The following is a 23,001-nucleotide window of genomic DNA, read 5'->3' on the forward strand; positions in this document are numbered from 1 at the left end:
ACGATGAACGACTTCACCGAAAGCGTGGGCGCCCCCCAGGGACTGCTGGTCCCCCTCGGCGGCGTCGCGACCGACCCGGACGGCGTCAACTACGCCGTGGCGTCCATCGACGGCGACAACGTCGAACTCCGCTGCTGGCGCGGGGAGGAGAGCGCGACCGTCGTGCGCGCGGTCAAGGGTGTCCCGGTGCGGATCGGAGAGCAGGACGTGCTGATCTCCGCGGTGCTGACGGAGGAGGGCAAGCGGCCATGGGTCGTTCTCGGACCGGCCTGATCGCCGCCCTCGGCTGCCTGCTCGCCCTCGCCGGGTGCGGCGGGACGGAGACACCCGCCGACCCCGTCGCTGTCTCGACGACGACTCCGTCTCCCGATGTCAAGCCCAGCGGCTACCAGTTGCCGCAGGGCGAGTCGACGGAACTGTTCACGGGCAAGACCGGCACGGTCACAGTAAAGGTGGGTGACGTGCTCGTGGTGCAGCGCACGCGGGAGGTGCGCCAGCGTCCCGATAGGACGGTGCTGGTCCTGGCCGAGTCCCGGGCCGACGGCAAACTCGTGTTCCAGGCCATCGCCGCGGGCCGCACGTCGCTCTACACGGAGGACCCGCGCCGCGCGCCGTGCTCGTCGACGCCGTGTCCGCCGGGCGTGGGCGCCCCGCCGAGCGTCACCGTGGAGGTCAAGTAGGTCGATCGAGGGCGCGCAGAGTGGTGTCGATGATCTCGGCCGGGCTCATGGCGACGTCCACCTCGACGCCCGGTTCGTCGGGGGCGAGGGGCTGCAGGTCGGCCAGCTGTGAGTCGAGCAGGCGCACCGGCATGAAGTGTCCGGCGCGGCCGGTCATCCGGTCGGCGAGCAGCGCGCGGTCCCCGTGCAAGTGCAGGAACCACACCTGGTCGGGCGCGGCCTGCCGCAGCAGGTCGCGGTAGGAGCGTTTGAGCGCCGAACAGGTCACCACCCCGCCGCCGGTCCGCGAGTGCTCGGCGACCCAGTCCGCGATGGTGGCCAGCCAGGGCAGGCGGTCGCCGTCCGACAGCGGGATCCCCGCGCTCATCAGGGCGATGTTCGCCGGTGGATGGAACTCGTCGGCCTCGGCCAGGGGGACGCCGAGTCGCTCGGCGAGCAGGGCGGCCACGGTGCTCTTGCCCGCGCCAGACACACCCATAACGACCACAACCGTGTGCTCTTTCATGGCGATCAGTAAAAGTGGCGGTCACATATTTGTCACCTGAGTGGGAGGGTGGACCCGTGATCCTCGACCTGAAACTGGTGCGTGGCCGTGTCGTGACGATGGACCCGCTGCGACCCACCGCGACGACTGTCGGTGTGTGGCGCGGACGTGTCGTCGGCCTAGATGAGGACGTGGCCGATCTTCCCGCGGCTCGAACGGTGGATCTCGACGGCGCCACGGTGCTGCCCGGGTTCATCGACGCCCACACGCACCTGGCCTGGGCCGGACGCGCCCGGCGCACCATCGACGTGTCCCAGTGCGTGACGGTCGACCAGATACTGGACGCCTTGCGCGGAGCACCGGGGCAGGGGTGGATCGAGGGCACGGGCTATGACCGGCGGGCGGTGCCGCTCACCGCCGCCGACCTTGACACGGTCAGCGCGGACCGCAACATCTACGTGCAGGACCTGTCCGGGCACGCGTGCGTGGTGAACTCGGTGGTGCTCAAGCAATTGCCGGGCATCGTCAGCGACGGCTGGCTCACCGAGACAGACCGCGCCGCCGCCCACGCGCTGCTGCTGCCGTACTCGATCGACGCCCTCAGCGCGGACCTGCGCCACAGCGTTCGGGAAGTGCTGTCCCAGGGCATCACGATGTGCGCGGAGGCCGGGGTCGGCGCCGGGCTGCTGGCGGGCAGCCCGGTCGAGGTCGCCGCCTACCAGCGGGCGAACCTGCCGATCCGGGTCCAGCTCATGGTATCCGCCGACGTCCTGCACGCGGTGAACGCGCACCAGGACGACGGGATCACCCGCGCCATCGATCTCGGCCTGCACACCGGGTTCGGCGGCGACCGGCTGTCGATCGGCGCGCTCAAAGTGTGGACCGACGGCGGGATGATGGCTCGCACCGCCGCGCTCACGGAACCGTACGAGGGCACCGACAACACTGGCGAACTGCTCGACGAACGCGCCGCCATCCTCGACGGCCACGCGGCGGGCTGGCAACTGGCCGTCCACGCCATCGGTGACCGCGCCGTCGACTTCGCCCTCGACACCCTCGCCGAAGCCCAGGCCCGCGCGCCGCGCCCAGACGCGCGGCACCGGATCGAACACTGTGGACTCGTCCGCCCCGACCAACTCCGCCGGATCGCCGAACTCGGCGTGATCCCCGTGATCCAACCTGCCTTCCTGTGGTCCTACGGCGACGACTACGCCGCGATCATGGGCGCGCGGCGCGCGCCGTGGATGTACCGGGGCCGCTCGTTCCTTGACCACGGCATCACGATCGCGGGCAGCTCCGACCGGCCGGTGGCCGACGGAGCCCCGCTGCGCGCGATCGAGTTCATGGTCGAACGCCAGTCCGCCGGCGGCATGAAGATCGGCCCGGGCGAGGAGATCACGGTCGAGGAAGCCCTCGCCGCGTACACCGCGGGCGGCGCGTACGCGTGCCGGATGGAGCACGACCTCGGCAGCGTCACGCCGGGCAAACTGGCCGACTTCGTGGTGCTCGCGGACGACCCTCGAACCGCGCCACGCGTCGCCGCTGTCCCAGTGGTCGCCACGATCGTCGGCGGCGAGGTCGTCCACGGCGCGGTCTGACGGGTGTGTCCGGGTGTCACCCCCGCCGCAGCATCGCGGTCACCGTGAGTGGACCGACCGGCAGCTCAGCGGTCACCGCGAAGCCGAGACGGTGGTAGAGCGCGACGTTGGTAGGGTCCGCGGTGGTCAGGAAGACCGGACCGGCGATCCCGTCGATGATGCGCCTCGCGACGCCGTGGCCTCGGGACTCGGGGCGCACGCCGATGAACTCCAAAGTGGACGCTCCGGCGGGCTTGAGAGCTTCGGTGGCCGCGAGGTAGGTCAGAGTCCGGCGGACGGCGCGCGGGCCGCAGCCGAGGAGGACCCGGCCGGTCCAGGCCAGTTGGGCGAGGGTGCCGGGCGTGCCTGGACCGGTGACGAGGGCCGCCGCGCCCGGTTCGGTGATCGTTCGGACGCCGGGGAGCCGGATGGTCGCGGCGAACCACGGCGCCTTGCGGGAGCCGCACAGCCAGGTCATGCCCGGCTCGGTGGCGAACGCCGCGGCGAGCAGGTCAGCGGTCATGCAGCGGCGCCTCGGGGACCAGGTGGCAGACCAGGAGCTTGAGGTAGAACAGCGCGGGGAACCACGCCAGCACCGCGGGCAGCCAACCGAGGTTGATCAGGAACAGCGCCATCAGCAGCGCCATGGCCACCGGCCTGCGCAACTCGACCGGCATCGACTCGATGAGGACGGCCGAGCCGAGCAGCAGCAGCGCGTTGACGAGGAACCAGGTCCAGGTCCCGCCCAGGAACGCCGCCACGGCGGCCAGGTGCAGTACGTGCGCGCTGACGAACACCAGGCGCGGCCTCGCGGCGGGAAGCCGGTGGTACCAGCGTTTGGCCGAGTTCGTCGCGTTGGTCAGCACCCCGCCCGCCAGGTCGAGCGCGAGGACCGCGACCAGCGCCAGCCGCCAGCCGGTGACGCCCCCGGTTCGCCAGACGAACCAGCCGATCAGCCCGGCGGCCACGACACCGCCGACGACCTCCACCGCGGTCTCGCCGCGCGACTTCCCCGGGCCCATGAACCGGTCGAGCGCGCCGGTAGGTTCCGGAATGGTCCAGTCGAAACGCAGGTCAGCCCTCATCTCGGCCCCCACAGCCCGGCCAGCAGGCTCCACTCGGCCGCGCCCGCCGGGTGACCGGCGAGTGCCCAGCCGTCGAGTTCGCGCAAGACCGCCGCGGTCGCCCGGACGAGCAGCTCGGCGGCGACGTCGGTGCGGATGACTCGCACCCGCTGCCCGTTGGACACGACCGCCGCGACCCAGTCGACGGCCTGCGGGTCCTCAGGTCGAGACAGTGCCGAGGTCGCGAGGGCCAGGTCGTGGGGATGATCTTCAAGATGGGCGACGAGCCGCGCGGAGCCCGCCCGCAGCGCGGCCCAGAACTCCTCGGCGGTGTCGACCTCCCGCCAGGCGCCCAGCGCGCCCAACAGCCTGGCTCGGACGTCGTCAAGGACGGTGTCGAGCAGATCGCCCTTGCCGTCGAAGTAGTGGTACGCGGCGGTCTTCGAGATCCCGGCGGCCTCGATGATCTTGTTGTACGAGGCCGCGTCCGGGCCCTGTTCGGCGAACTGCGCCCGCGCGACGGCGAGGATCGCCGCCTGCCGGTCGGGTGGCAGCCGAAGGAAACGGGGGAGTGGCATGAACCAATGATACGCACCATTGGGGTGTACTGCTAGTACCCCTATTCGAGTGTGGTCGTCGCGAGGTACACGGTGGCTGTGGCGTCGCGGTCCTGCAGCGGGTTCGGGAAGGTGACCACTTCGGCCTTGACCTGGGCGAAGGCTAGTCCGAGCGCGGCGACGTAGTCGTCGTCCGGTGGGTCGTTCGACCACAAGCCGAACACCCCGCCCGGCCGCAGCAGTGCGGCGAGTCGCTCCGCGCCTGCGGGTTCGTAGAAGTCGCCGTGGCTGGGGTGGAGCAGGTGGCGCGGGGAGTGGTCGATGTCGACGATGATCGCGTCGAACCGCCTGCCCGGCTGGGTCGCGTCGAGGCCGCCGGGGGAGCGGGCCATGGCGAAGAAGTCGCCGTGGACCAGGGTGCAGCGCGGGTCGGCGGTCAGGGTCGTGCCCGCCGGGATCAGACCGCGCTCGTGCCAGTCGATCACCTCGGCGAGCGCGTCGATCACGGCCAGCGAGCGCACGGCCGGGTTCTCCAGCACGGTCAGCGCGGTGTAGCCGAGGCCGAGCCCGCCGACTGCCACGGCCCAGTCGGAGCCGGTCAGCTCGGCGAGGGCGCGGCGGGCGACCTCTTCCTCGGCGAAGGTGAACAGGCTCGACATCAGGAAGTCGTCATCGAGTTTGATCTCGTGGACCTCCTTGTCGAAGGTCTTGTCCCAGCGCTTGCGCAGGACGAGTTCCCCGAGCGGGGTCGGACGCCAGTCGAGTTCCTGGAAGCGGCTACTCACCTTGCGACCACGGGCATTGGTTCATCCAGGAAACGTACTCCCTACTCCAAGCGGCGGATTGACGTGACCGGGGTCACCTCCTAATTTGCCGAGTTAGGAAAGTTTCCTAACTCAGAAGGCAGGTCGATGAGCGAGCCGACGCCCGGTACCCCCAGCACGCTGCGCGCGATCAACGACCGGGCGGCGCTGGAAGTCCTGCTGGCGCGCGGCCCGCTGACCCGAACCGAACTCGCGTCGATCACGGGGATCTCCAAGCCGACGGCGTCGCAGCTGCTGAGCCGGTTGCAGGAGTCGGGATTGGTTGTCCTGGAAGGCATCCGGCAGGGACGGCCCGGTCGGACCGCCGAGTTCTACGGGGTCAACCCGAGCGCGGCGCACGTGGCGGCGGTCGACGTCACCGCCGCCCGGATCGACGTGCGGGTGGCCGAGCTGACCGGTCGGGTGATCGGCGAGCACCGCCTGCCCACGCCCGGGCGCGCGGCGGGTGACCTTGTTGGTCGGATGTCGGCGGCGATCAGTGGCGCGTGCGAGCCCGCCGGGATCGCGGTGTCCGCGCTCAACCGGGTGGTCATCGGCGTCCCCGGCGCGATCGATCCGGCGACCGGGCTGCTCGGCTTCGCCGCGCACCTGCCGGGCTGGCGGGTGCCCAGCCTGGTGGAGACCCTCGGCGACGGGCTCGGCGTGCGCGTCGAGGTGGAGAACGACGTCAACCTCGCCGCCCACGCCGAGCAGTCCAACGGCGTCGCGCGCTCGGCGGACAGCTTCGCGGTGCTGTGGGTCGCCGACGGCATCGGCATGGCGCTGGTGATCGGCGGGCGCCTGCACCGGGGCGCGACCGGGGGCGCGGGCGAGGTCGGCTACCTGCCGGTGCCGGGGGCGCCCACCGCCCGGGAGGTCGGCCGTAACGCCAACCACGGCCTGCAAGCACTGGTCGGCGGCCCGGCCGTGCACAAGATCCTGCGCTCGTACGGCTTCCGCGGCGCCGAACCGGCCGTCGCGGTGCGTGTGGCCGCCGACGCGCTGCGACCCGGCGGGTCCGCGGACCGGGCCGAGCAGGCCGAGAGCGCGCTGCGGGAGGTGGCGGCCCGCGTGGCGGTCGGGCTGTCCTCGGTGGTCGCCGTGGTGGACCCGGCCCTGCTGGTCCTCACCGGCGAGGTGATGCACGCGGGCGGCGAGCGGCTGCGCGCGTTCGTCCAGGCCGAGCTGCACGCCACAGTCCGAGCGCGGACGCCGGTGCTGCTGTCGACGCTGTCCGCGCAGCCGGTGCTCGAAGGGGCCCTCACCCTGGCCCTGCGACAGACCCAAGACGAGTTGTTCGCCGCGACCCTGCCCTGAGTTCGACCCAGCCCCAGGAGAACCATGTCCGGACACGATCGCCCCAATCCCTTACTTACCAACGACCTCTCCCGCCGCGGCCTGCTGCGCGGCTTCGGCGCGGCCGCCCTGCTGGCCGTCCCCGGCACCACCCTGCTCTCGGCGTGCGCGACGAGCGGCGGGGGCGGCACGCCGACCAACGCCGCCACCGGCGTCGCCGGGCCCGGCAACCCGTTCGGCGTCGCCGCCGAGGCGCCGCTGGAAGTGGTGATCTTCAAGGGCGGCCTCGGCGACGAGTACGCGACCAAGGTGCACGAGCCGCTGTACCAGGCGCGGTACCCGAAGGCGAAGATCAAGCACGTCGCCACCCAGCAGATCGCCCAGACCCTGCAGCCCCGGTTCGCGGGCGGCGACGTGCCCGACGTGATCGCCAACTCCGGCACCGACCTGATGGACAACGCCGCGCTGCAGGCCGAAGGCCAACTGCTCGACCTGACCGCGCTGTTCGACGCCCCCGCGATCGACAACCCGACGAGCAAGGTCCGCGACTCGCTGGTGCCCGGCACCGTCGAGTCAGGACTGATCTCCGGCAAGCCGTTCGTCCTCAACTACGTCTACACCGCGTATGGCCTCTGGTACGACAGCGCGCTGTTCGCCAAGAACGGCTGGACCGCGCCCAAGACGTTCGACGACTTCAAGGCCGTCTGCGAGAAGATCAAGGCCGCCGGTCTGGTCCCGTACGCGTATCCGGGCAAGAACGCCGCGTACTACCAGTACTGGATGATCCTCATCTCCGCCGCGAAGGCGGGCGGCAACCAGGTGCTGATCGACATCGACAACCTCGCCGACGGCGCCTGGTCCAAGCCCGCCGTCAAGCAGGCCGCCGCGGCGTGGGCCGAGATCGGCGCCAAGTATATGGACAAGAGCTACGAGGGCCTGACCCACACCGAGGTCCAGACCCAGCAGAACCAGGGCAAGGTCGCGTTCTTCCCGTCCGGGTCGTGGCTGGAGAACGAGCAGAAGGAACAGACCCCGCAGGGCTTCGCCTACGCGGTGACGCCGACCCCGAGCCTGCCGGGCGACAAGATGCCGTTCGCCGCGATTCGGGCCGCCGCCGGTGAGGGCTACATCGTGGCGGCCAAGGGCCGCAACACCGCGGGCGGGCTGGAATACCTGCGGCTCATGCTCAGCCGCGACGGCGCGCGTGGGTTCACCGAGAAGTCCGGCAGCGTCACCGTGGTCCGCGGCGCGGCCGACGGGCTGCCGCTCTCGCCGGGCAACAAGAGCGTCGCCGCCGCGCAGACCGCCGCGGCCAACGACATCGTCACCTACAACAGCTTCGAGGGCTGGTACAAGGAGCTGGAGACCGAGCTGCGCACGCAGACCAACGCATTGATGTTCGGCCGGATCTCCGCCGACGAGTTCTGTTCGAAGATGCAGTCGAAGGCGGACGCGACCAAGGCGGACTCCTCGATCCCGAAGCAGAGCCGGACGTCGTGAGCATGGCGCGCGGCAGGCCGCGGTTCATCATCGGTTTCCTCGCGGCGCCGGTCGCCCTGTACCTGGTCTTCGTGATCGGGCCGTACGGGCAGGCGTTCTACATCGCGATGACAAACTGGCGCGGCCTGTCCGCGAGCCCCACCTGGGTGGGATTCGACAACTTCACCAGGCTGCTCGGCGACGGCGTGTTCTGGACCGCGGTGGGCCACCACTTGGTCCTGTTGCTCGCGCTGCCGCTGATCACCTTGACGCTGGCTCTGTTCTTCGCGTTCCTGCTCAACGTCGGGGGTGACGGCGGCCGCGGCGGGATCCGCGGGTCGACCTTCTACAAGGTGGTCCTGTTCCTGCCGCAGGTCCTGGCGGTCGCCGTGGTGGGCGTGCTGTTCCAGGCGGTGTACCGGCCTGACGGCAGCGGCGTGCTCAACGGCCTGCTGAGCACCGTCGGGGTGGACCCGGTGGGCTGGCTCACCGAGCCCGACCTGGCGCTGTGGTCGATCATCGGGGTGATGGTCTGGCAGGCCGTCGGCTTCTACGTGGTCCTGTTCTCGGCCGGGATGTCGTCGATCCCCAAGGAACTGCACGAGGCCGCCGAACTGGACGGCTGCGGCCGGGTGCGGATGTTCTTCCAGGTAACCCTGCCCCTGCTGTGGGACACCGTGCAGGTCGCCTGGGTCTACCTGGGGATCGCCGCGTTCGACGGGTTCGCCATCGTCGCGGTGCTCTCGGTCGACCGGGGCGGCCCGGACGGGGCGACCACGGTGCTGCCGCTGGAGATCTGGCGCACCGCGTTCAGCTTCTCCAAGTTCGGCTACGCCTCGGCGATGGGCGTCGCGCTGTTCTTCCTCACCATCACCTTCGCCGCGCTGGCCCTGCGGGTCACCCGACGCGAGCGGGTGGAGTTCTGATGCGCCGCGAGCGGAATGTCCTAATGGGACTGTCGCATGGGGCGCTGCTGATCTGGACGATCACCGTGATCGCGCCTATTCTGTGGACGTTCCTGTCCTCGTTCAAGACCAACACCGAGATCTTCGGCGACCCGCTGTCGCTGCCCGACGCGATCCGGTTCGACTCGTGGGGGCGCGCGTGGGAGACCGCGCACGTCGGGCGGTACCTGCTCAACAGCGTGATCGTCGTCGGACTGGGCACCGCGGGCACCATGCTGCTCGGCGCGATGGCGGCCTACGTGCTGGCCAGGTTCCGCTTCCCCGGCAACCGGCTGGTCTACCTGATGTTCATCTCCGGCATGGTGTTCCCGGTGTTCCTGGCGCTGGTGCCCTTGTTCTTCGTGGTGAAGAACCTCGGCCTGCTCGACACCCACACCGGCCTGATCCTGGTCTACATCGCGTACTCACTGCCGTTCACGATCTTCTTCCTGGCCGCGTTCTTCCGCACGCTGCCGACCTCGGTGGCCGAGGCGGCGCTGATGGACGGCTGTTCGGAGACCAGGACGTTCTTCCAGATCATGGTCCCGATGGCCAAGCCCGGCCTGATCAGCATCACCATCTTCAACGTCATCGGCCAGTGGAACCAGTACCTGCTGCCGATCGTGCTGCTCTCGGGCAGCGTCGAGGAGAAGTGGGTGATCACCCAGGGCATCGCGAACATCTCCACCAGCGCCGGCTACCAGGCCGACTGGCCCGGCCTGTTCGCGGCGCTGAGCATGACGATCATCCCGGTGGTCGTCGTCTATGTCGTGTTCCAACGCCAGATCCAGGCCGGACTCACCGCGGGAGCGCTCAGATGAAGTTGGCCGTTGTCGGCGGCGGATCCACCTACACCCCCGAGCTGATCGACGGCTTCGCCCGGCTGCGAGAGGTGCTGCCGCTCACCGAGATCGCCTTGATCGACCCCGACGCCGACCGGCTCGCGCTGGTGGCGGGCATGTCGGAGCGGATCCTGCGCCGGACGGGCTGCTCGACCCGGATCACCACCTGGGCGGCGGTCGAGGACGGCGCGCGTGCCGCCGACGCCGTGTTGATCCAGCTGCGGGTGGGTGGTCAGGTCGCGCGGCACCTGGACGAGACGGTGCCGCTGACCTGCGGGTGCGTCGGCCAGGAGACCACCGGGGCGGGCGGGCTGGCGATGGCGCTGCGGACCGTGCCGGTGGTGTTGGACGTGGCGGCCAAGGTCGCCGAGGTCGCGCCGGACGCGTGGATCGTGGACTTCACCAACCCGGTGGGGATCGTGACCCGGGCGCTGCTCGACGCCGGGCACCGGACGATCGGGCTGTGCAACGTCGCGATCGGCTTCCAGCGCCGGTTCGCCGCGCTGCTCGACGTCGAGCCCGCCCAGGTGTCGCTCGACCACGTCGGCCTCAACCACCTGACCTGGGAGCGAGCCGCCTACATCGACGGTGTTGATGTCTTGCCCGAGCTGCTTGCCAAGTACGGTCCGGAGATCGCCGAACAGGTGGTGTTGCCGGTGTCGTTGCTGCACCTCCTCGGCGTGGTTCCTTCGTATTACCTGAGGTACTTCTACGAGCACGACGCGGTGGTGCGCGAACAGCTCGTGACGCCCAGCCGCGCGTCCGCGGTGTCCGAAGTGGAGCGGAAGCTGCTGCGGATCTACGCCGACCCGACCGTCGACGCCAAGCCGGAACTCCTGGGCAAGCGCGGCGGCGCCTTCTACTCGGAGGCGGCGGTCGCGCTGCTGACGTCGCTGCTCGGTGGCCGGGTCGACACTCAGGTGGTGAACGTCCGCAACAACGGCACCCTCCCGTTCCTGCCGGACGCGGCGGTGATCGAGGTGCCCGCCACGGTGTCTCGCGACGGCGCCGTCCCGAACGCGGTCGCGCCGGTCGACCCGCTCTTCGCCGGGCTGATCGCGAACGTCTCGGCCTACGAGGAACTGGCCGTGCGAGCCGCGATCGGCGGCGCCGAGGACCTGGTGGTGCGGGCGCTGCTGGCGCATCCGCTGGTGGGCCAAGCCGACAAGGCGGCCGACCTGGCGCGACGGGTGATCGACGCCAACCGGGCACATCTTCCCTGGGCCGCCGCGTGAGCGTGCGGACGATCCTCGCGGTGGACGGTGGCAACAGCAAGACCGACGTCGCCGTGCTCACCGAGGCGGGCGCGATACTCGGCCGCGCGCGCGGACCGGGCTTCGAGCCGCACCGGGTCGGCGTCCCCGCCGCGGTGGACGTGATCGCCGAGACCGTGCGGCAGGCGATGGGTGACATCCGCCCGCCGTTCGCCGACCACGTCGCCGCCTTCCTCGCGGGCGCCGACCTCCCAGAGGAGGAAGAAGCCCTCCGCGCCGAGTTGGAGCGTCGCGGCTACGGCCGGACCGTGGAAGTCGGGAACGACACCTTCGCCATCCTCCGGGCCGGGGCCCGACACGGCTGGGGCGTCGCGGTGGTGTGCGGCGCGGGGGTGAACGCGGCAGGCGTCGGGCCGGACGGCCACGTCGCCCGCTTCCCGTCTCTCGGGCGGATCAGCGGCGACTGGGGCGGCGGCATGCACCTGGCCGAGGAGGTGCTGTGGCACGCGGTCCGCGCCGAGGATGGCCGCGGGCAGGCGACGGCGCTGGCGCCGATGGTCCGCGCGCGCTTCGGGGTGGACCAGGTCGTGGACGTCGCGCTCGGGCTGCACCGCGGCGAGATCGCCATGTCGGACCTCGACGGGCTGGTGGTGCCGCTGTTCGTGTTGGCCAAGTCCGACGAGGTCGCCGCCGAGATCGTGGGGCGGATGGCGGACGAGGTGTGCGCGCTCGGCACGGTGATCCTGGATCGGTTGGGGCTGCTGGACACCCCGACCGAGGTCGTGCTCGGCGGCGGGATCCTGACCGCGGGGGATCCGGCGTTCACCGAGGCGATCCGCGCGAAGTACGCCAAGCGCGCACCGCTGGCCGAGTTGGTCATCGGGTCGAGGGATCCGATCGTCGGCGTGGCCCAATTGGGCCTCGACCGGCTCGACGCCCCACCGGCGGCCTATGACCGGGTGGCCGACGAGTTGGCGACTATGACGTGATCGGGGAGTTCTCGGCGTACTCGCGGGCACCGTGGTCACGGAACACGGCCAAGGCGGCGGCTCGAAGCCCGTCGGCGAGCTCGGGTTCGCCGCGGGCGTCGTGCAGCAGGGCCACGTCCCAGTCGGTGCGGGCCGACCAGAGCGGGGCCTCCATCGTCGCCCACAGCGTTGTCGCCGCGGCCAGACAGGAGGCAGCGTCGTCCAGGCTCCCCTCGGCCAGGTGCAGCTCGCCGAGCGTGCGCAGGGTGACGGCCTGACCCCAACGGTCGCCCATGGCCTGGCAGACCGCCAACGACGACTCCAGCGGTTCGAGCGCCAGGTCCGCCTGTCCGAGGCGCAGCCGCGCCTTGGCCAGGGCGCGCACGCAGTAGGCCTCCATCAGTTTGTCGCCGACCTGGTGGAAGATCGCCGCGGCCTGCTCGCACGCCCGCACCGCCGCCGTCAGGTCACCACGGGCGCGGTGGAACAGCCCCATGGACCGCAGGACGAGCCCTTCGCCGCGGCGGCTGCCGATCCGCCGGTACGCGGCGAGCGAGTCCGCCAGATCGGCCCACCCGGTGTCGTAGTCGCCGCGCTCCAGCCGGACGGATCCGCCGACCCGCTTGGCGTTGGCGACCCCGGCCACCTCGCCGAGTTCGTCGAACAGCGCCGCCGCCTGGTCCAGGAAGTGCAGCGCCTCCACCAGTCTGCCGGGTTCCCGGCACGCGGCGCCCAGACCGGAGAGGGCCACCGCCTGCCCGTGGGGGTCGCCGAGTTCCCGGAACAGGCCCAGCGCCGCGCTGAAGTGCTGACGGGAGTCGAGGAAGCGGTCCTGCAGGTACCGCAGCTGGCCGAGTTCGGCCCGCATGACGGCCTCGCCGTAGCGGTCCTCCGCGCGGCGGACCGCGGCGAGCGCGGCCCGGTTGATCCGCTCCCGGGATTCGAACCGGTTGACGCCGAGGAAGGACGGCCCCAGTGACGCGGAAGCGAAGTGGCGGACCAGGTCGTGCACGCCGAGGGCGGCGGCCCGCTCGACGCCGACGACCAGCGCGGGCTGTTCGATCTCGAACCACTCGTAGGGCGCGGCCATCACCAGCGCGACCATCTCGGCCGAGACCGGATAGTCCCGGATCGTGGGGCGCCGCCACTGGATCTCGTTGGGCGGCGACTCGGCGGCGAATGCGTCGGCGAGGGTGAGCCAGCCGCCCAGCACCCTGGCCACGGCGGCCGACAAGTCCTCAGTGGACTCATCGCTCTCGGCGCGTTCGCGGCCGTAGATCCGCACCAGGTCATGCAGGTGGTAGCGCACGCAGCCGAGATCATCGACCCTGGCGAAGTCGACCAGGTGGGCGTCGACCAAGCGCTCGGCGAGCCGTTCGGCCTCGGCCTCGGTGGTGTCCATCAGCCAGGCGAGGATCCACAGCGAGAACTCGGGCACGCCGAGATAGCCGAGACGACGCAAGGCGGTTTGGTCTGACTCGTCGAGTCGGCGGTAGGTGTACTCGAAACTGGCCCGCACCTCCAGATCGGCGATGGACAGCTCGTCGAGTCGGCGCCGTTCGTCGGCGAGCCGGTCGGCCAGCAAGGTCAGCGGCCAGCGCTGGCGGGTGGCCAGTCGCGCGCCCGCGATCCGGATGGCCAGCGGCATCCGGCCGCAGTGCTCGATGATCTCCCGGGCGGGTCGCTCCTCGGCCCGCACCCGATCGGCGCCGACGATCCGGCTCAGCAGCCCGAACGCCTCGTCGGCGTCGAGCACGTCGAGGTCGACCGGGAGCGCCCCGGCGAGCCCGACCAGTCGGTTGCGGGCGGTCACCAGCACCGCGCAGCCCGCTCCGTCCGGGAGCAGCGACTGGATCTGCTGACCCGTGGCCGCGTCGTCGAGCAGCACCAGCACCCGACGATCGGACAGGACGCTTCGGTAGAGCGCGGCGCGCTCGTCGGCGGCCGCGGGCATTTCGGCCTGGCCGACGCCCAGTGCCTTGAGGAAGCGCCCCAACACCTCACCGGGCTCCGCCGGCGCGTCGGTCATCCCGCGCAACTCGGCGTACAGCTGTCCATCGGGGAAGAGTTCGGCGAGTTGGCGGGCGATCCGTGCGGCCAGCGCCGACTTTCCGCTGCCGCCGCGTCCGGTGATCACCTGGACGGGGGCCGCGAGGTTGTCCGGCCGCGGTGTCAGTGCCTCGACCACGGCCGCGATCTGCGGCGCGCGGCCGGTGAAGTCGGCGGTGGACGCGGGCAGCTGCGCCGGGACCAGGATGGACGACTCCGCGACCAGCGGCCCCCGCAGACTCGGGTCCGCGCCCAGGATGGCCTGGTGGATCGCCGCCAGCTCCGGCCCCGGATCGACACCGAGCTCCTCGACCAGCCCGTCCCGGCCGGTCCGGTACGACGCCAGGGCCTCGGACTGCCTGCCCAGCCGGTAGAGCGCGACCATGTGCTGGCCGCGGAACCGCTCGTTGGTCGGATACCGGCCGACCAGCGCGGTCAGCTCCGGCAGCAGCCGGTCCTGGCGGCCCAGTTCGAGGTCGGCGGCGATGCGTTCCTCGGTCGCGGTCAGCCGCAGCTCGTCGAGCCGGGCGGCCTCGCCGGTGAGCGTCTCGCCCAATCCGTCCAGTGCGGGCCCGCGCCACAGCGCGAGCGCGGCGTCGAGCAGGTCGGAGGTCGTCCGCGGGGTCGACGCGCGGCGGCCTTGGTCGAGCAGCCCGTGGAAGACGTCGAGGTCGAGCGTGTCCTCCGGCAGGTTCACCGTGTAGCCGGGCGGCCGAGTGACGATGAGGTCATCGATCCCGTGCTCGGTCAGCGCCCGGCGCAACGTCTTGACGTAGGTCTGGATCACGCTCCGCGCGGTCGCGGGCGGCTCACCCGGCCAGATGACCTCGATGAGCCTGCCGACGGACACGACCCGGCCGGACTCCAGCAGCAGCGCGGCGAGCAGGGCCTGTGGCTTCGCCCCGCCCAGCGGCACCGGGCGACCCGACGCCACGACCTCCAGCGGACCCAGGATCTTCACCTGGACGGCGGTGCTCGGTGCGGTCAAAGGGTCGATCCATTCGGTGCCACGGGCGCTGTCGAGACGCCAGTGTGGCACGAACGAACCGCCGCTACGCCGCACTTACAGCAAAGTTTCAGCACCGGCGTCGAGCCTGCTCTTGGCCGCTGAACGCGTCCAGGAGAGGGGACAGCCATGCCAGGTCTTCGCACAGTGATCGCGGTGGTGCTCAGCGTGCTGGTGGGCGCCGGGGTGATCGTCGTGTCCGGTCCGGCGGCCATCGCCGCCGCCGAGCCATCGATCGTGTCGATCGCGGAGGCGGAGCTGGCCGACGCCACCCGCAACCACGAGGAGCCGATGGGCAGCGACTGCAACTTCTACGTCGGCCAGACCCGTCCGCACATGGGCGCGTGCGGCGCGTTCGGCGGCTCGACGTGGCGGTCGGCGAGTTGGTGCGCGGACTTCGCCAAGTACGTGTGGCGCAAGGCGGGCGACATCGAGGCCGCGATGCCGGACCGGGCGGGCAACCTCAACGGCTGGGCGCATTCCTTCTACGAGTACGGCAAGCGCAACGGCACCTGGCACCCGCGCGAGAGCGGCTACCTGCCCCGGCCCGGCGACGCGGTCGTGTTCGACTGGCAGGCTGACGGGTTCGACCCGGCCATCGGAAGCTTCGCCGCGGGCGGGTACGACATCGACCACGTGGGGATCGTGAAGTCGGCCGACGCGAGCCAGGTCCAGGTCATCGAGGGCAATGTCGCCGACCGGATCCAGGCCAGGTCGCACGCGCGGACCAACGCGGCGATCGTGGGCTACACCTCGCCGTCGAGCGCGTTCTGGCCGACGCAGAGCAAGGGCAATCGGGGCGCGGACGTCACCGCCATCCAGTATCTGCTGGTCCATTCCGGGCGTTCGGTGTCCACCGACGGCGATTTCGGCGGCGGGACGGACACGGCGGTGCGCGATTTCCAGGCGGCCAAGGGGCTTGGCGCCGACGGGAATGTGGGCCCGAATACCTGGACCGCGCTCGCGGTAAGTGTCCAACACGGCGACAACAATAACGCCGTGCGCGCGCTGCAATACCAGCTCAACGTCAAACGGAATGCCGGCCTGACTGTGGACGGTGATTTCGGCGGCGGCACCCGGGCGGCGGTGGTGAGTTTCCAGCAGCACGCCGGAATCGAGGCGAACGGAATTGTCGGGCCGATCACCTGGCGGAATCTGATCTGGCACTACCAGCAGGTGGACCATCCCGACGTGGCCGCCACCTGCCGGTCCGCGTCGCCCGCGCAGTGGGGGACCGGTGCGGCCGTGGGCCAGCTGACGGCCGCCGCGACCAGGATGCACACCGCCGGGTTCGGTCCGGTGGCCGTGCGGGAGGTCGGCGCCGAACACGTCGAGGGGCAGACGGGACGCGTGCGCGGGCTCGACGTCGACGTGCGGCTCATGCGCACCGACCGCGGCCAGTGCTCGGGCGATGTCGACCGCTTCTCCGCGCTCTACGACCGCGGCGCGACCCGCGAACTGGTCCGGTCCCTGCGCGCCACGGGACGGGTCAAGGCGGTCTACTTCAACGACCCCGTGCTGATCGGCGAGGGTTTGGTCACGAAGGCCGAGAGCCACGACGACCGCCTCCAGGTGCGGTACTGCGAGGTCGTCCACCCCGACGCCCAGTACGACTGCTGATGGCGCCGGTCGAGGCACCGGGCGTGCGGGTCGCGCTGGCGCTGCGCAGCGGGACGCTCCGGGACAAGATCGACGACCTGCTCGGCCACCTGGACTGGGTGCACCGCTGCGGGAGCCGCGACCCCACGGCGGGCGTGGTGTTCGTGGACGCGCCGACCGCCCAGCCGGGCGGGGTGCGGGTGGTCGCGGTGCTCACCGAGCCCGCCGCGCTGGGGCCCGCCATCCGGGCGGGCGCGCACGGCGTCGTCCTGGCCGACGATCCCGCCGAGGACATCGGCCGGGCGGTCCACGACGTGGTCCGCCACGGCGGATGGGTCTCGCCGAGGCTGGCCGGGACGCTGCTGGGCCTGGTGCCCGCCGCCGCACCTGGCGCCGCGGTCGACCCGGTCGACCTCACCGCGCGCGAACGTGAGGCACTGCGGCTGCTCGCCGACGGTCTGGAGAACGCCGACATCGCCGCGGCGATGTTCATCAGCGTGAGCGCGGTGAAATACCACGTCTCCAATATTCTGCGGAAATTCGACTGCCGCGATCGAACGCAATTGGTGGCCCGGCTTAATCGCTCCGGGAAAACCTGGTCGCAAGACTAGGGTCATGAAATCGGCTGGCTCGTAATCTTCACCTATCGCAGTTGAATGAATCAACGGAGGAGATATGAGAGCCAGGCTATTGAGCGCGCTCGCGGTCGCCGTGATCGCATTGGTGACACTTACCGCGCAGCAGGCACAAGCGTTCTCCCAAGCCTTCTGGCCGACCCAGAGCAAAGGCAACCGCGGCGCCGACGTGGTGGCGATCCAGTACTTCCTCGTCCACTCGGGACGGTCGGTGTCGGTCGACGGCGACTTCGGCGGCGGCACCGACGCCGCGGTCCGCGACTTCCAGGCGGCCAAAGGGCTCGGCGCGGACGGCAACGTCGGCCCCAACACCTGGAACGCGCTCGCGGTCAGCGTCCAGCAGGGCGACAACAACAACGCCGTGAAAGCCCTGCAGTACCAGCTCAACGTCAAGCGCAACGCCGGGCTGAGCGTGGACGGCGACTTCGGCGGTGGCACGCGGGCGGCGGTGGTCAGCTTCCAGCAGCACGCCGGGATCGAGGCCAACGGCGTCGTCGGCCCGATCACCTGGCGCAACCTGATCTGGCACTACCAGCAGATCGACCGGCCCGACGTGGCCCAGACCTGCCAGTTCGCCTCAAGCGTTAACGGACACACCGCGCACTGGGGTACCGGCGCCGCGGTCGGCCAGCTCACGGCGGCGGCCGGGCGGGTGCACAGCGCGGGCCTTGGCCCGGTGGCCGTGCGCGACCTCAGCTTCGAACACGGCGGGGCCATCCCCGACCACGCCAGCCACGAGCAGGGCTTGGACGCCGACCTGCACCCGATGCGCACCGACCGCAACCAGTGCGCGGGCCAGGTCGACCGGTTCTCCGCGCTCTACGACCGCTCGGCCACCCGGGAACTGGCCCGCGCGCTGCGCGCCACCGGCCGGGTCAAGACGATCTACTTCAACGACCCGGTGCTGATCTCCGAGGGCCTGACCCAGCAGCAGCCCAACCACGACGACCACCTGCACGTGCGCTACTGCGAGGTCGTCCACCCCGACTACAAGTACGACTGCTGAGGCATTGACATGCAGTCGACAGCAGTCCGCGCGGGCATCGTCGCGACCGTGATCGCGGGAATGACCATCGCGCTCAGCCCCCAGGCCGCCGCGGCGGCCGCGCCCCACCCGAACACGTTCTCCGGCAAGGCGTTCGACACCTGTGAGACGCCGTCCTCGGCGACCATGCAGGCCTGGTCGGCCTCGCCATACCGGTCGATCGGGATCTACTTCGGCGGCGACGGCCGCGGCTGCCGCACCCAGGCCAACCTCACCGCCGCGTGGGTCAGTGAGCAGACCGCCCGCGGCTGGCACCTGCTCCCGCTCTACGTGGGCAGGCAGGCGCCGTGCAGCACGACCCAGACGCTGCGGATGTCGGCCGACCCGGCCACCGCCCGCGACCAGGGCCGCGCCGACGCGACCGACGCGCTCACCCGCGCCGCCGCGCTGGGCATCGGGCCGGGAAGCGTGCTCTACAACGACATGGAGCACTACGACAGCGCCAACACCGGCTGCAAGACCGCGGTGCTCACCTACCTGACCGGGTGGACCGAGCGGGTCCACGAACTCGACTACCTCTCGGGGGTGTACTCCAGCGCGGCCTCCGGGATCCGTGACCTGGCCGCGGTCTACCGGTCCACCACCTACGCCCGGCCCGACCACATCGACTTCGCCTGGTGGAACGGGGCAGCCGACACCAACGCGGGCTCCTACGTCCCGGCCCAGTACTGGTCCAACCACCAGCGGATCCACCAGTACCGGGGCGACTTCCACGAGACCTACGGCGGGGTGCGGATCTACGTCGACGCCAACCAGGTCGACGTCGCGCCGCCGGTCAACCGTGACTTCGCGGCCTACCCGACCCTCAACCGCGGCGCGAACAGGACCGAGGTTGCCGCCCTGCAGTACCTGCTCAAAGACGACGGCCGCGACGCGGGCACCGTCGACGGCGACTTCGGCAGCGGCACCGAAGCCGCGGTCAAAGCGTTCCAGAGCGCCCATGGCCTGACCGCGGACGGCGAGGTGGGGCGGCGCACCTGGACGGCCCTGCTCTCGGCGGGCTGGCAGCCGAAGCTGCGCCCGGGAGCCACCGGGCAGGAGGTGCGGCGCCTGCAGCGGGCACTGACCGCCGCGCTCGGCCGGACCGTCGGCGTCGACGGCGAGTACGGACCGAACACCGAGCAGGCGGTGCGTGAGTACCAGACCAGCCGCGGCCTCAGCGCCGACGGCAACGCCGGACTTCAGACCTGGACCGCGCTGCAAAGCGGCCAGTAATCCTTCGCACACAAGGGAGAAACCGATGAACGACACGACCCGCAGAGCAGGCCTGTTCGCCACGATCGTTGCCATGCTCGCCATGATCTTCACCCTGGTCTTGCCCCAGTCGGCGAGCGCGGCGACGTTACCCGCCTGGCCGAACATGGCCCAGGGGACCTCCGGCCCCAATGTGACCAGTGCGCAACACCTGTTGCGGCACCACGGTTACAACATCTCCGCCGACGGCAACTTCGGCCCGGGGACGGCCGACGCGGTCCGCCAGTTCCAGACCGCCAAGGGCATTGGCGTCGACGGCCAGATCGGCCCGCAGACCTGGGCGAAGCTGGTCGTCAGCGTGCAGCGGTACAACAACAGCGAGGCGGTCAAGGGCGCGCAGGTCCAGCTCAACCGCTATGGCTACGGCCTGACCGTGGACGGCGACTTCGGCGGCGGCACGCACAACGCGGCGGTCGCGTTCCAGACGGCGCAGGGCCTGGAGAACAACGGCAACATCGGCCCGATGACCTGGCAGGCGCTCGTCGGCGGCACCCCTGGAGGTGGCGGCGGCACCTCCGGCTACAGCCTCCCGCTGGCCAAGTCCGCCCTGCCGCGCGGCGAGTACGACGACCCGCACCACGACTACCCGGCGATCGACCTGCCGGTGAACGGCCAGCCCGCGTACGCGATGGTCAGCGGCACCGCCTACCGGATCAACGACGGCGCCACCACCGGCTGCGGCTACGGCGTGAAGATCTTCAAGGACGGCGTCGAATACCAGTACTGCCACTTCAGCGGCTGGTCGGTCAGTGACGGCGCGACCGTGACGGCGGGGGACCGGATCGGCACCACCGGCAACACCGGCAACTCCACCGGCCCGCACCTGCACATCGCCATCAAGATCAGCGGCGTGAAGTACTGCCCGCAGAACTTCCTGCTCGCGCTCTACGACGGGGTCACCCCGCCCGCGCCGTCGAGCCTGCCGAGGACCGGCTGCTTCTACTGATCCACGCCACACCCGCCGCTCGGCTCCCGGTCCGCCCGGGAGCCGAGCGCCGTTCGCCAGATGAGGTGGAGATGACTGTATTCGGAGATCCGCGGATCCGGCGAGTTCCCGTCGTGGAGTGCCACGAGCCGCTGATCGACCTGCGCGGGATCGAGGCGCTGCGGGTCGCCCACCCGACCGGCGCCCGCCTGCGCCGCGGGGTGGTCGACCGGCTCGTCGCGGCCCAGACCCTGTTGCGGACCGATCTGCGGCTCATGGTCGTCGAGGGCTTTCGCCCGCCGCCCCCGCCGATCTTGTGCGTCGACCCGGACGCCCACGGCAGCGGCGCCGCGGTGGATCTGACGCTGTGCACGCCGAGCGGTGTGGAATTGGTGCGAGGCCAGGAGTCCAGCTCGGTCCTCGGCGCGGCGCTCAGTGCCGTGGGACTGGTCAACTACGACGCCGAGTGGTGGCATTGGTCATACGGCGACCGCCACTGGGCCTTCGCCACGGGCGCGGTATCGGCACGCTACGGCCCGGTCACTGTCCCATGAGGACAGTGTGCTCAGCCGAACTCAAGCCGGTCGGGATCCGCTGCGGCCTGTTCCTCCGGCGTCGACCACGGGGTCACCGGTCGGGGGAGCGGTTGCCCGTCGACCACGAGATCCGAGCGTTCCGACCAGAAGCAGAGGTGATCGCGGACCGGGAGGGCGTCGTGTCGCGGATCGCGGTAGGTCCAGGCGATGTCCTTGCCCGCGGTGTTCCCGTCGACCAGTGAGAAGTACGACGCGAAACCCTTGTACGCGCAGGTCGACGTGGTGTCGCTGGGCGTCAGGAGTTCCGATTCGACGTGCTCCGCCGGGAAATACCACCGCGGCGGCAGATGCGTTTCGAGCAGCAGCAGCGGGCGCGAACTGGAGGCCAGCCGCGTCCCGTTGAGGGAGACCTCGACGAGCCGTGAGCTGGGCAGGACCTCGATCCGCTCGAACGGGTCGTGCGCGTGGCCGACGGTCTGCTGTTCCTCGGCCCACCACGAGTCGAACGCGTTGAAGTCGAGGACCACAATTTCGGCGAGGTCGGGATCGGCTGGGAGGTATCCGGCCTGGGCGACCGTCACCCCGTCCAAGACGAGGTCGACCACGGTCCCGGCGCAGGTGTGGAGCGAGAAGTCCATCGGTCCGAGCATCCCGGGCACGGTCGTGAGGTCGGGCGCCGCGGGCTGGGGATCGGTGGGGACCACCTGCCCGCGGATGTCGCCGACCGGGACGCCGTACACCGGGACGAGCCGCCGCGGCTCCCACACCAGCACGGCGCTCCAGGTGTCGACCACGGTCGTGTCCGCGATGCGGGCGCGGGTCCGGAACAACGTGGGCTCGTACCGGAGATCCGACATCGCCTTGCCTAGATGGTGTCTCATCCGCAACGCCATGGCGTCCATTGTGCATCCGATTCCCCCGCGCCGAAGTCCGACGACCCGGCGCGGGGGAGTGGGTCTTACGGGTGCCAGAGAACGTCCATCATCACGGGCAGCTCGCGGCCGATGCCGACGCGCGCGGCGCACTCGATCCAGTGGCCGCAGTCGTACTCGACCATCCAGCTGTTGGCGATCCCACTGGCGAGCAGGTGCTGGTGGAACTCGTAGGTCAACCGGTGTGCCTGGGCCTCCAGAACATCGTCATGCCGCGTTCCGGCGTAGAGGACGGTGTGCACGCCGCCGAGGGCGCTGACCCGGTGCCACGGGTTGTTGAAGCCCCATGAGCCGTCCCACGGCGCGCCGAACGGGCCGTCCAGCGGGAGTCCCTTGGCGGGCAAGGGGCCGGTGACCGCGGCGCGCATGCGCTGGTCTTCCAGGTTGTAGCCGCCGGACATGCCCACGGCCATCCGGAACAGCCACGGGCGGTGGGTGGCGTGGCGGAGGGCGACGAAACCGCCCATGGAGAACCCGGCGACCGCGCGGCCCTCGCGGGCCCGGATGGTGTTGAGGTTCTGGTCGACCCAGGGGATCAGCTCGTCGAGGTGGAACCGGTCCCACTGCTGCACGCCCGCGGACTGGTTGACCCAGTTGGTGCCCCATCCCGCCCAGCCCGCCTCGGCGGCCACGGTGATGATCGGGTACCCGCGGGTGACCGCCTCGATGTTGGCCTCGTTGTGCCAAGCGCCCGGACTCTGGGCCCGCCCGTGATACAGGTACAGCACGGGATAGGCGACGTTCGGGTTGTAGTTCTCCGGGAGCGTGACGATGACGTCGTGGTAGGTCCACGAGATCGCGCGGGTGTCCACGGACCCGCTGTGGATGTTGATCACGAAGGTCCGGGGCGTGCTCTGCCAGACGTTGCGCACATCGATGCCGTGGCCGGAGGTGAAGTTAGGCGGGAGCGCGTTGGCCGTGGCCGTGGCGGCGACCGAGGTCACCAGACTCGCGAGGAGGGCGAGCGCGAGCAGCAGCACACGACGCCTGGGCTTGCGCGCACGTACGGTACGCGTAGTGTCACTGATGGTCATATTCGTACCGTAGCAGAGTGATGAACATTCATGTTCATTAATCGGGTGAACTCTTCGTGCTCGACTGAGCACTCTGTG

The 23,001-nt window shown here is 70.6% G+C and carries 23 protein-coding genes; 15 read left to right on the forward strand and 8 right to left on the reverse strand.

The window, feature by feature from the left end:
• Window positions 1-3: 3 nt before the first annotated feature.
• Window positions 4-273, forward strand: a complete 270-nt coding sequence (locus BN1701_RS07080) for a hypothetical protein (protein WP_054046633.1) — start codon at window positions 4-6, stop codon at window positions 271-273.
• Window positions 249-680 carry a hypothetical protein gene (locus BN1701_RS07085; RefSeq protein WP_054046635.1) on the forward strand — a complete coding sequence of 144 codons (432 nt, stop codon included), beginning with the start codon at window positions 249-251 and terminating at the stop codon, window positions 678-680. The genes BN1701_RS07080 and BN1701_RS07085 overlap by 25 nt, the downstream gene beginning before the upstream one ends.
• On the opposite strand, the gene BN1701_RS07090 is transcribed toward BN1701_RS07085, so the two are convergent.
• Window positions 673-1,185 carry a gluconokinase gene (locus BN1701_RS07090; protein ID WP_054046636.1) on the reverse strand — a complete coding sequence of 171 codons (513 nt, stop codon included), beginning with the start codon at window positions 1,183-1,185 and terminating at the stop codon, window positions 673-675. The two genes, BN1701_RS07085 and BN1701_RS07090, sit on opposite strands and share 8 nt — an antisense overlap.
• 56 nt (window positions 1,186-1,241) lie before the next feature.
• On the opposite strand from BN1701_RS07090, the gene BN1701_RS07095 reads away from it, so the two are divergent.
• On the forward strand, window positions 1,242-2,762 hold the full coding sequence (locus tag BN1701_RS07095) for an amidohydrolase (RefSeq protein WP_197672056.1): 1,521 nt from the start codon (window positions 1,242-1,244) through the stop codon (window positions 2,760-2,762).
• A 16-nt stretch (window positions 2,763-2,778) separates the two neighbouring features.
• Here BN1701_RS07095 and BN1701_RS07100 read toward each other — a convergent pair whose 3' ends face one another.
• From BN1701_RS07100 to BN1701_RS07115, 4 genes are read right to left on the reverse strand one after another with little or no spacing between them, the layout of a single operon-like run.
• Entirely contained in the window at window positions 2,779-3,264 is a 486-nt protein-coding gene (locus BN1701_RS07100) for an N-acetyltransferase (RefSeq protein WP_054046637.1), read from the reverse strand.
• Complete coding sequence (locus BN1701_RS07105; RefSeq protein WP_054055688.1) at window positions 3,254-3,826, reverse strand: hypothetical protein; 573 nt, start codon at window positions 3,824-3,826, stop codon at window positions 3,254-3,256. Before BN1701_RS07105 ends, BN1701_RS07100 begins: the two co-directional genes overlap by 11 nt.
• Window positions 3,823-4,383, reverse strand: a complete 561-nt coding sequence (locus BN1701_RS07110) for a TetR/AcrR family transcriptional regulator (protein WP_054046639.1) — start codon at window positions 4,381-4,383, stop codon at window positions 3,823-3,825. Before BN1701_RS07110 ends, BN1701_RS07105 begins: the two co-directional genes overlap by 4 nt.
• A gap of 41 nt (window positions 4,384-4,424) precedes the next feature.
• Window positions 4,425-5,147, reverse strand: a complete 723-nt coding sequence (locus tag BN1701_RS07115) for a spermidine synthase (RefSeq protein WP_054046641.1) — start codon at window positions 5,145-5,147, stop codon at window positions 4,425-4,427.
• 126 nt (window positions 5,148-5,273) lie between these two features.
• On the opposite strand from BN1701_RS07115, the gene BN1701_RS07120 reads away from it, so the two are divergent.
• From BN1701_RS07120 to BN1701_RS07145, 6 genes are read left to right on the forward strand one after another with little or no spacing between them, the layout of a single operon-like run.
• Window positions 5,274-6,482, forward strand: coding sequence for an ROK family transcriptional regulator (locus BN1701_RS07120; protein WP_054046643.1), 1,209 nt, complete (start codon window positions 5,274-5,276; stop codon window positions 6,480-6,482).
• 24 nt (window positions 6,483-6,506) lie between these two features.
• Entirely contained in the window at window positions 6,507-7,961 is a 1,455-nt protein-coding gene (gene ngcE / locus BN1701_RS07125) for an N-acetylglucosamine/diacetylchitobiose ABC transporter substrate-binding protein (RefSeq protein ID WP_054046645.1), read from the forward strand.
• 2 nt (window positions 7,962-7,963) lie between these two features.
• The gene (locus BN1701_RS07130; protein ID WP_054046647.1) at window positions 7,964-8,866 is read left to right on the forward strand and encodes a carbohydrate ABC transporter permease; all 903 of its coding nucleotides are present in this window, start codon (window positions 7,964-7,966) and stop codon (window positions 8,864-8,866) included.
• Window positions 8,866-9,705 (forward strand): carbohydrate ABC transporter permease, encoded by an 840-nt coding sequence (locus BN1701_RS07135; protein ID WP_054046649.1) that lies wholly within the window; start codon window positions 8,866-8,868, stop codon window positions 9,703-9,705. The genes BN1701_RS07130 and BN1701_RS07135 overlap by 1 nt, the downstream gene beginning before the upstream one ends.
• Window positions 9,702-10,961, forward strand: a complete 1,260-nt coding sequence (locus tag BN1701_RS07140) for a 6-phospho-beta-glucosidase (RefSeq protein WP_054046651.1) — start codon at window positions 9,702-9,704, stop codon at window positions 10,959-10,961. Before BN1701_RS07135 ends, BN1701_RS07140 begins: the two co-directional genes overlap by 4 nt.
• Window positions 10,958-11,929, forward strand: a complete 972-nt coding sequence (locus BN1701_RS07145) for an N-acetylglucosamine kinase (protein WP_231949520.1) — start codon at window positions 10,958-10,960, stop codon at window positions 11,927-11,929. The genes BN1701_RS07140 and BN1701_RS07145 overlap by 4 nt, the downstream gene beginning before the upstream one ends.
• Here the strand turns inward: BN1701_RS07145 and BN1701_RS07150 are convergent.
• Window positions 11,919-14,945 (reverse strand): AfsR/SARP family transcriptional regulator, encoded by a 3,027-nt coding sequence (locus BN1701_RS07150; protein ID WP_054046653.1) that lies wholly within the window; start codon window positions 14,943-14,945, stop codon window positions 11,919-11,921. The genes BN1701_RS07145 and BN1701_RS07150 overlap by 11 nt on opposite strands.
• A gap of 147 nt (window positions 14,946-15,092) precedes the next feature.
• On the opposite strand from BN1701_RS07150, the gene BN1701_RS34000 reads away from it, so the two are divergent.
• The 6 genes from BN1701_RS34000 to BN1701_RS07180 all read left to right on the forward strand — a co-directional run bounded on the left by BN1701_RS34000 (window position 15,093) and on the right by BN1701_RS07180 (window position 20,975).
• Window positions 15,093-16,583, forward strand: a complete 1,491-nt coding sequence (locus BN1701_RS34000; protein ID WP_082859691.1) for a peptidoglycan-binding protein — start codon at window positions 15,093-15,095, stop codon at window positions 16,581-16,583.
• Entirely contained in the window at window positions 16,583-17,173 is a 591-nt protein-coding gene (locus tag BN1701_RS07160) for a response regulator transcription factor (RefSeq protein ID WP_054046657.1), read from the forward strand. The genes BN1701_RS34000 and BN1701_RS07160 overlap by 1 nt, the downstream gene beginning before the upstream one ends.
• Window positions 17,174-17,237: 64 nt before the next feature.
• Window positions 17,238-18,203, forward strand: a complete 966-nt coding sequence (locus BN1701_RS07165; protein ID WP_054046659.1) for a penicillin-insensitive murein endopeptidase — start codon at window positions 17,238-17,240, stop codon at window positions 18,201-18,203.
• 9 nt (window positions 18,204-18,212) lie between these two features.
• Entirely contained in the window at window positions 18,213-19,457 is a 1,245-nt protein-coding gene (locus tag BN1701_RS36780) for a glycoside hydrolase domain-containing protein (RefSeq protein ID WP_054046660.1), read from the forward strand.
• 25 nt (window positions 19,458-19,482) lie between these two features.
• Complete coding sequence (locus BN1701_RS07175; protein ID WP_054046662.1) at window positions 19,483-20,442, forward strand: peptidoglycan-binding protein; 960 nt, start codon at window positions 19,483-19,485, stop codon at window positions 20,440-20,442.
• 71 nt (window positions 20,443-20,513) lie between these two features.
• Window positions 20,514-20,975 carry a M15 family metallopeptidase gene (locus BN1701_RS07180; protein WP_067520572.1) on the forward strand — a complete coding sequence of 154 codons (462 nt, stop codon included), beginning with the start codon at window positions 20,514-20,516 and terminating at the stop codon, window positions 20,973-20,975.
• 11 nt (window positions 20,976-20,986) lie between these two features.
• Here the strand turns inward: BN1701_RS07180 and BN1701_RS07185 are convergent, their stop codons facing one another.
• Together BN1701_RS07185 and BN1701_RS07190 are read right to left on the reverse strand one after the other, a co-directional pair.
• A complete protein-coding gene (locus tag BN1701_RS07185) occupies window positions 20,987-21,850 on the reverse strand; it encodes a DUF427 domain-containing protein (protein WP_067521092.1) in 864 nt (287 codons plus the stop codon).
• A gap of 65 nt (window positions 21,851-21,915) precedes the next feature.
• Window positions 21,916-22,923, reverse strand: coding sequence for an alpha/beta hydrolase family protein (locus tag BN1701_RS07190; protein ID WP_172803197.1), 1,008 nt, complete (start codon window positions 22,921-22,923; stop codon window positions 21,916-21,918).
• Between the last annotated feature and the right edge of the window lie 78 nt (window positions 22,924-23,001).

Origin of the sequence: Alloactinosynnema sp. L-07, assembly GCF_900070365.1 — a bacterium.
Classification (GTDB): Bacteria; Actinomycetota; Actinomycetes; order Mycobacteriales; family Pseudonocardiaceae; genus Actinokineospora.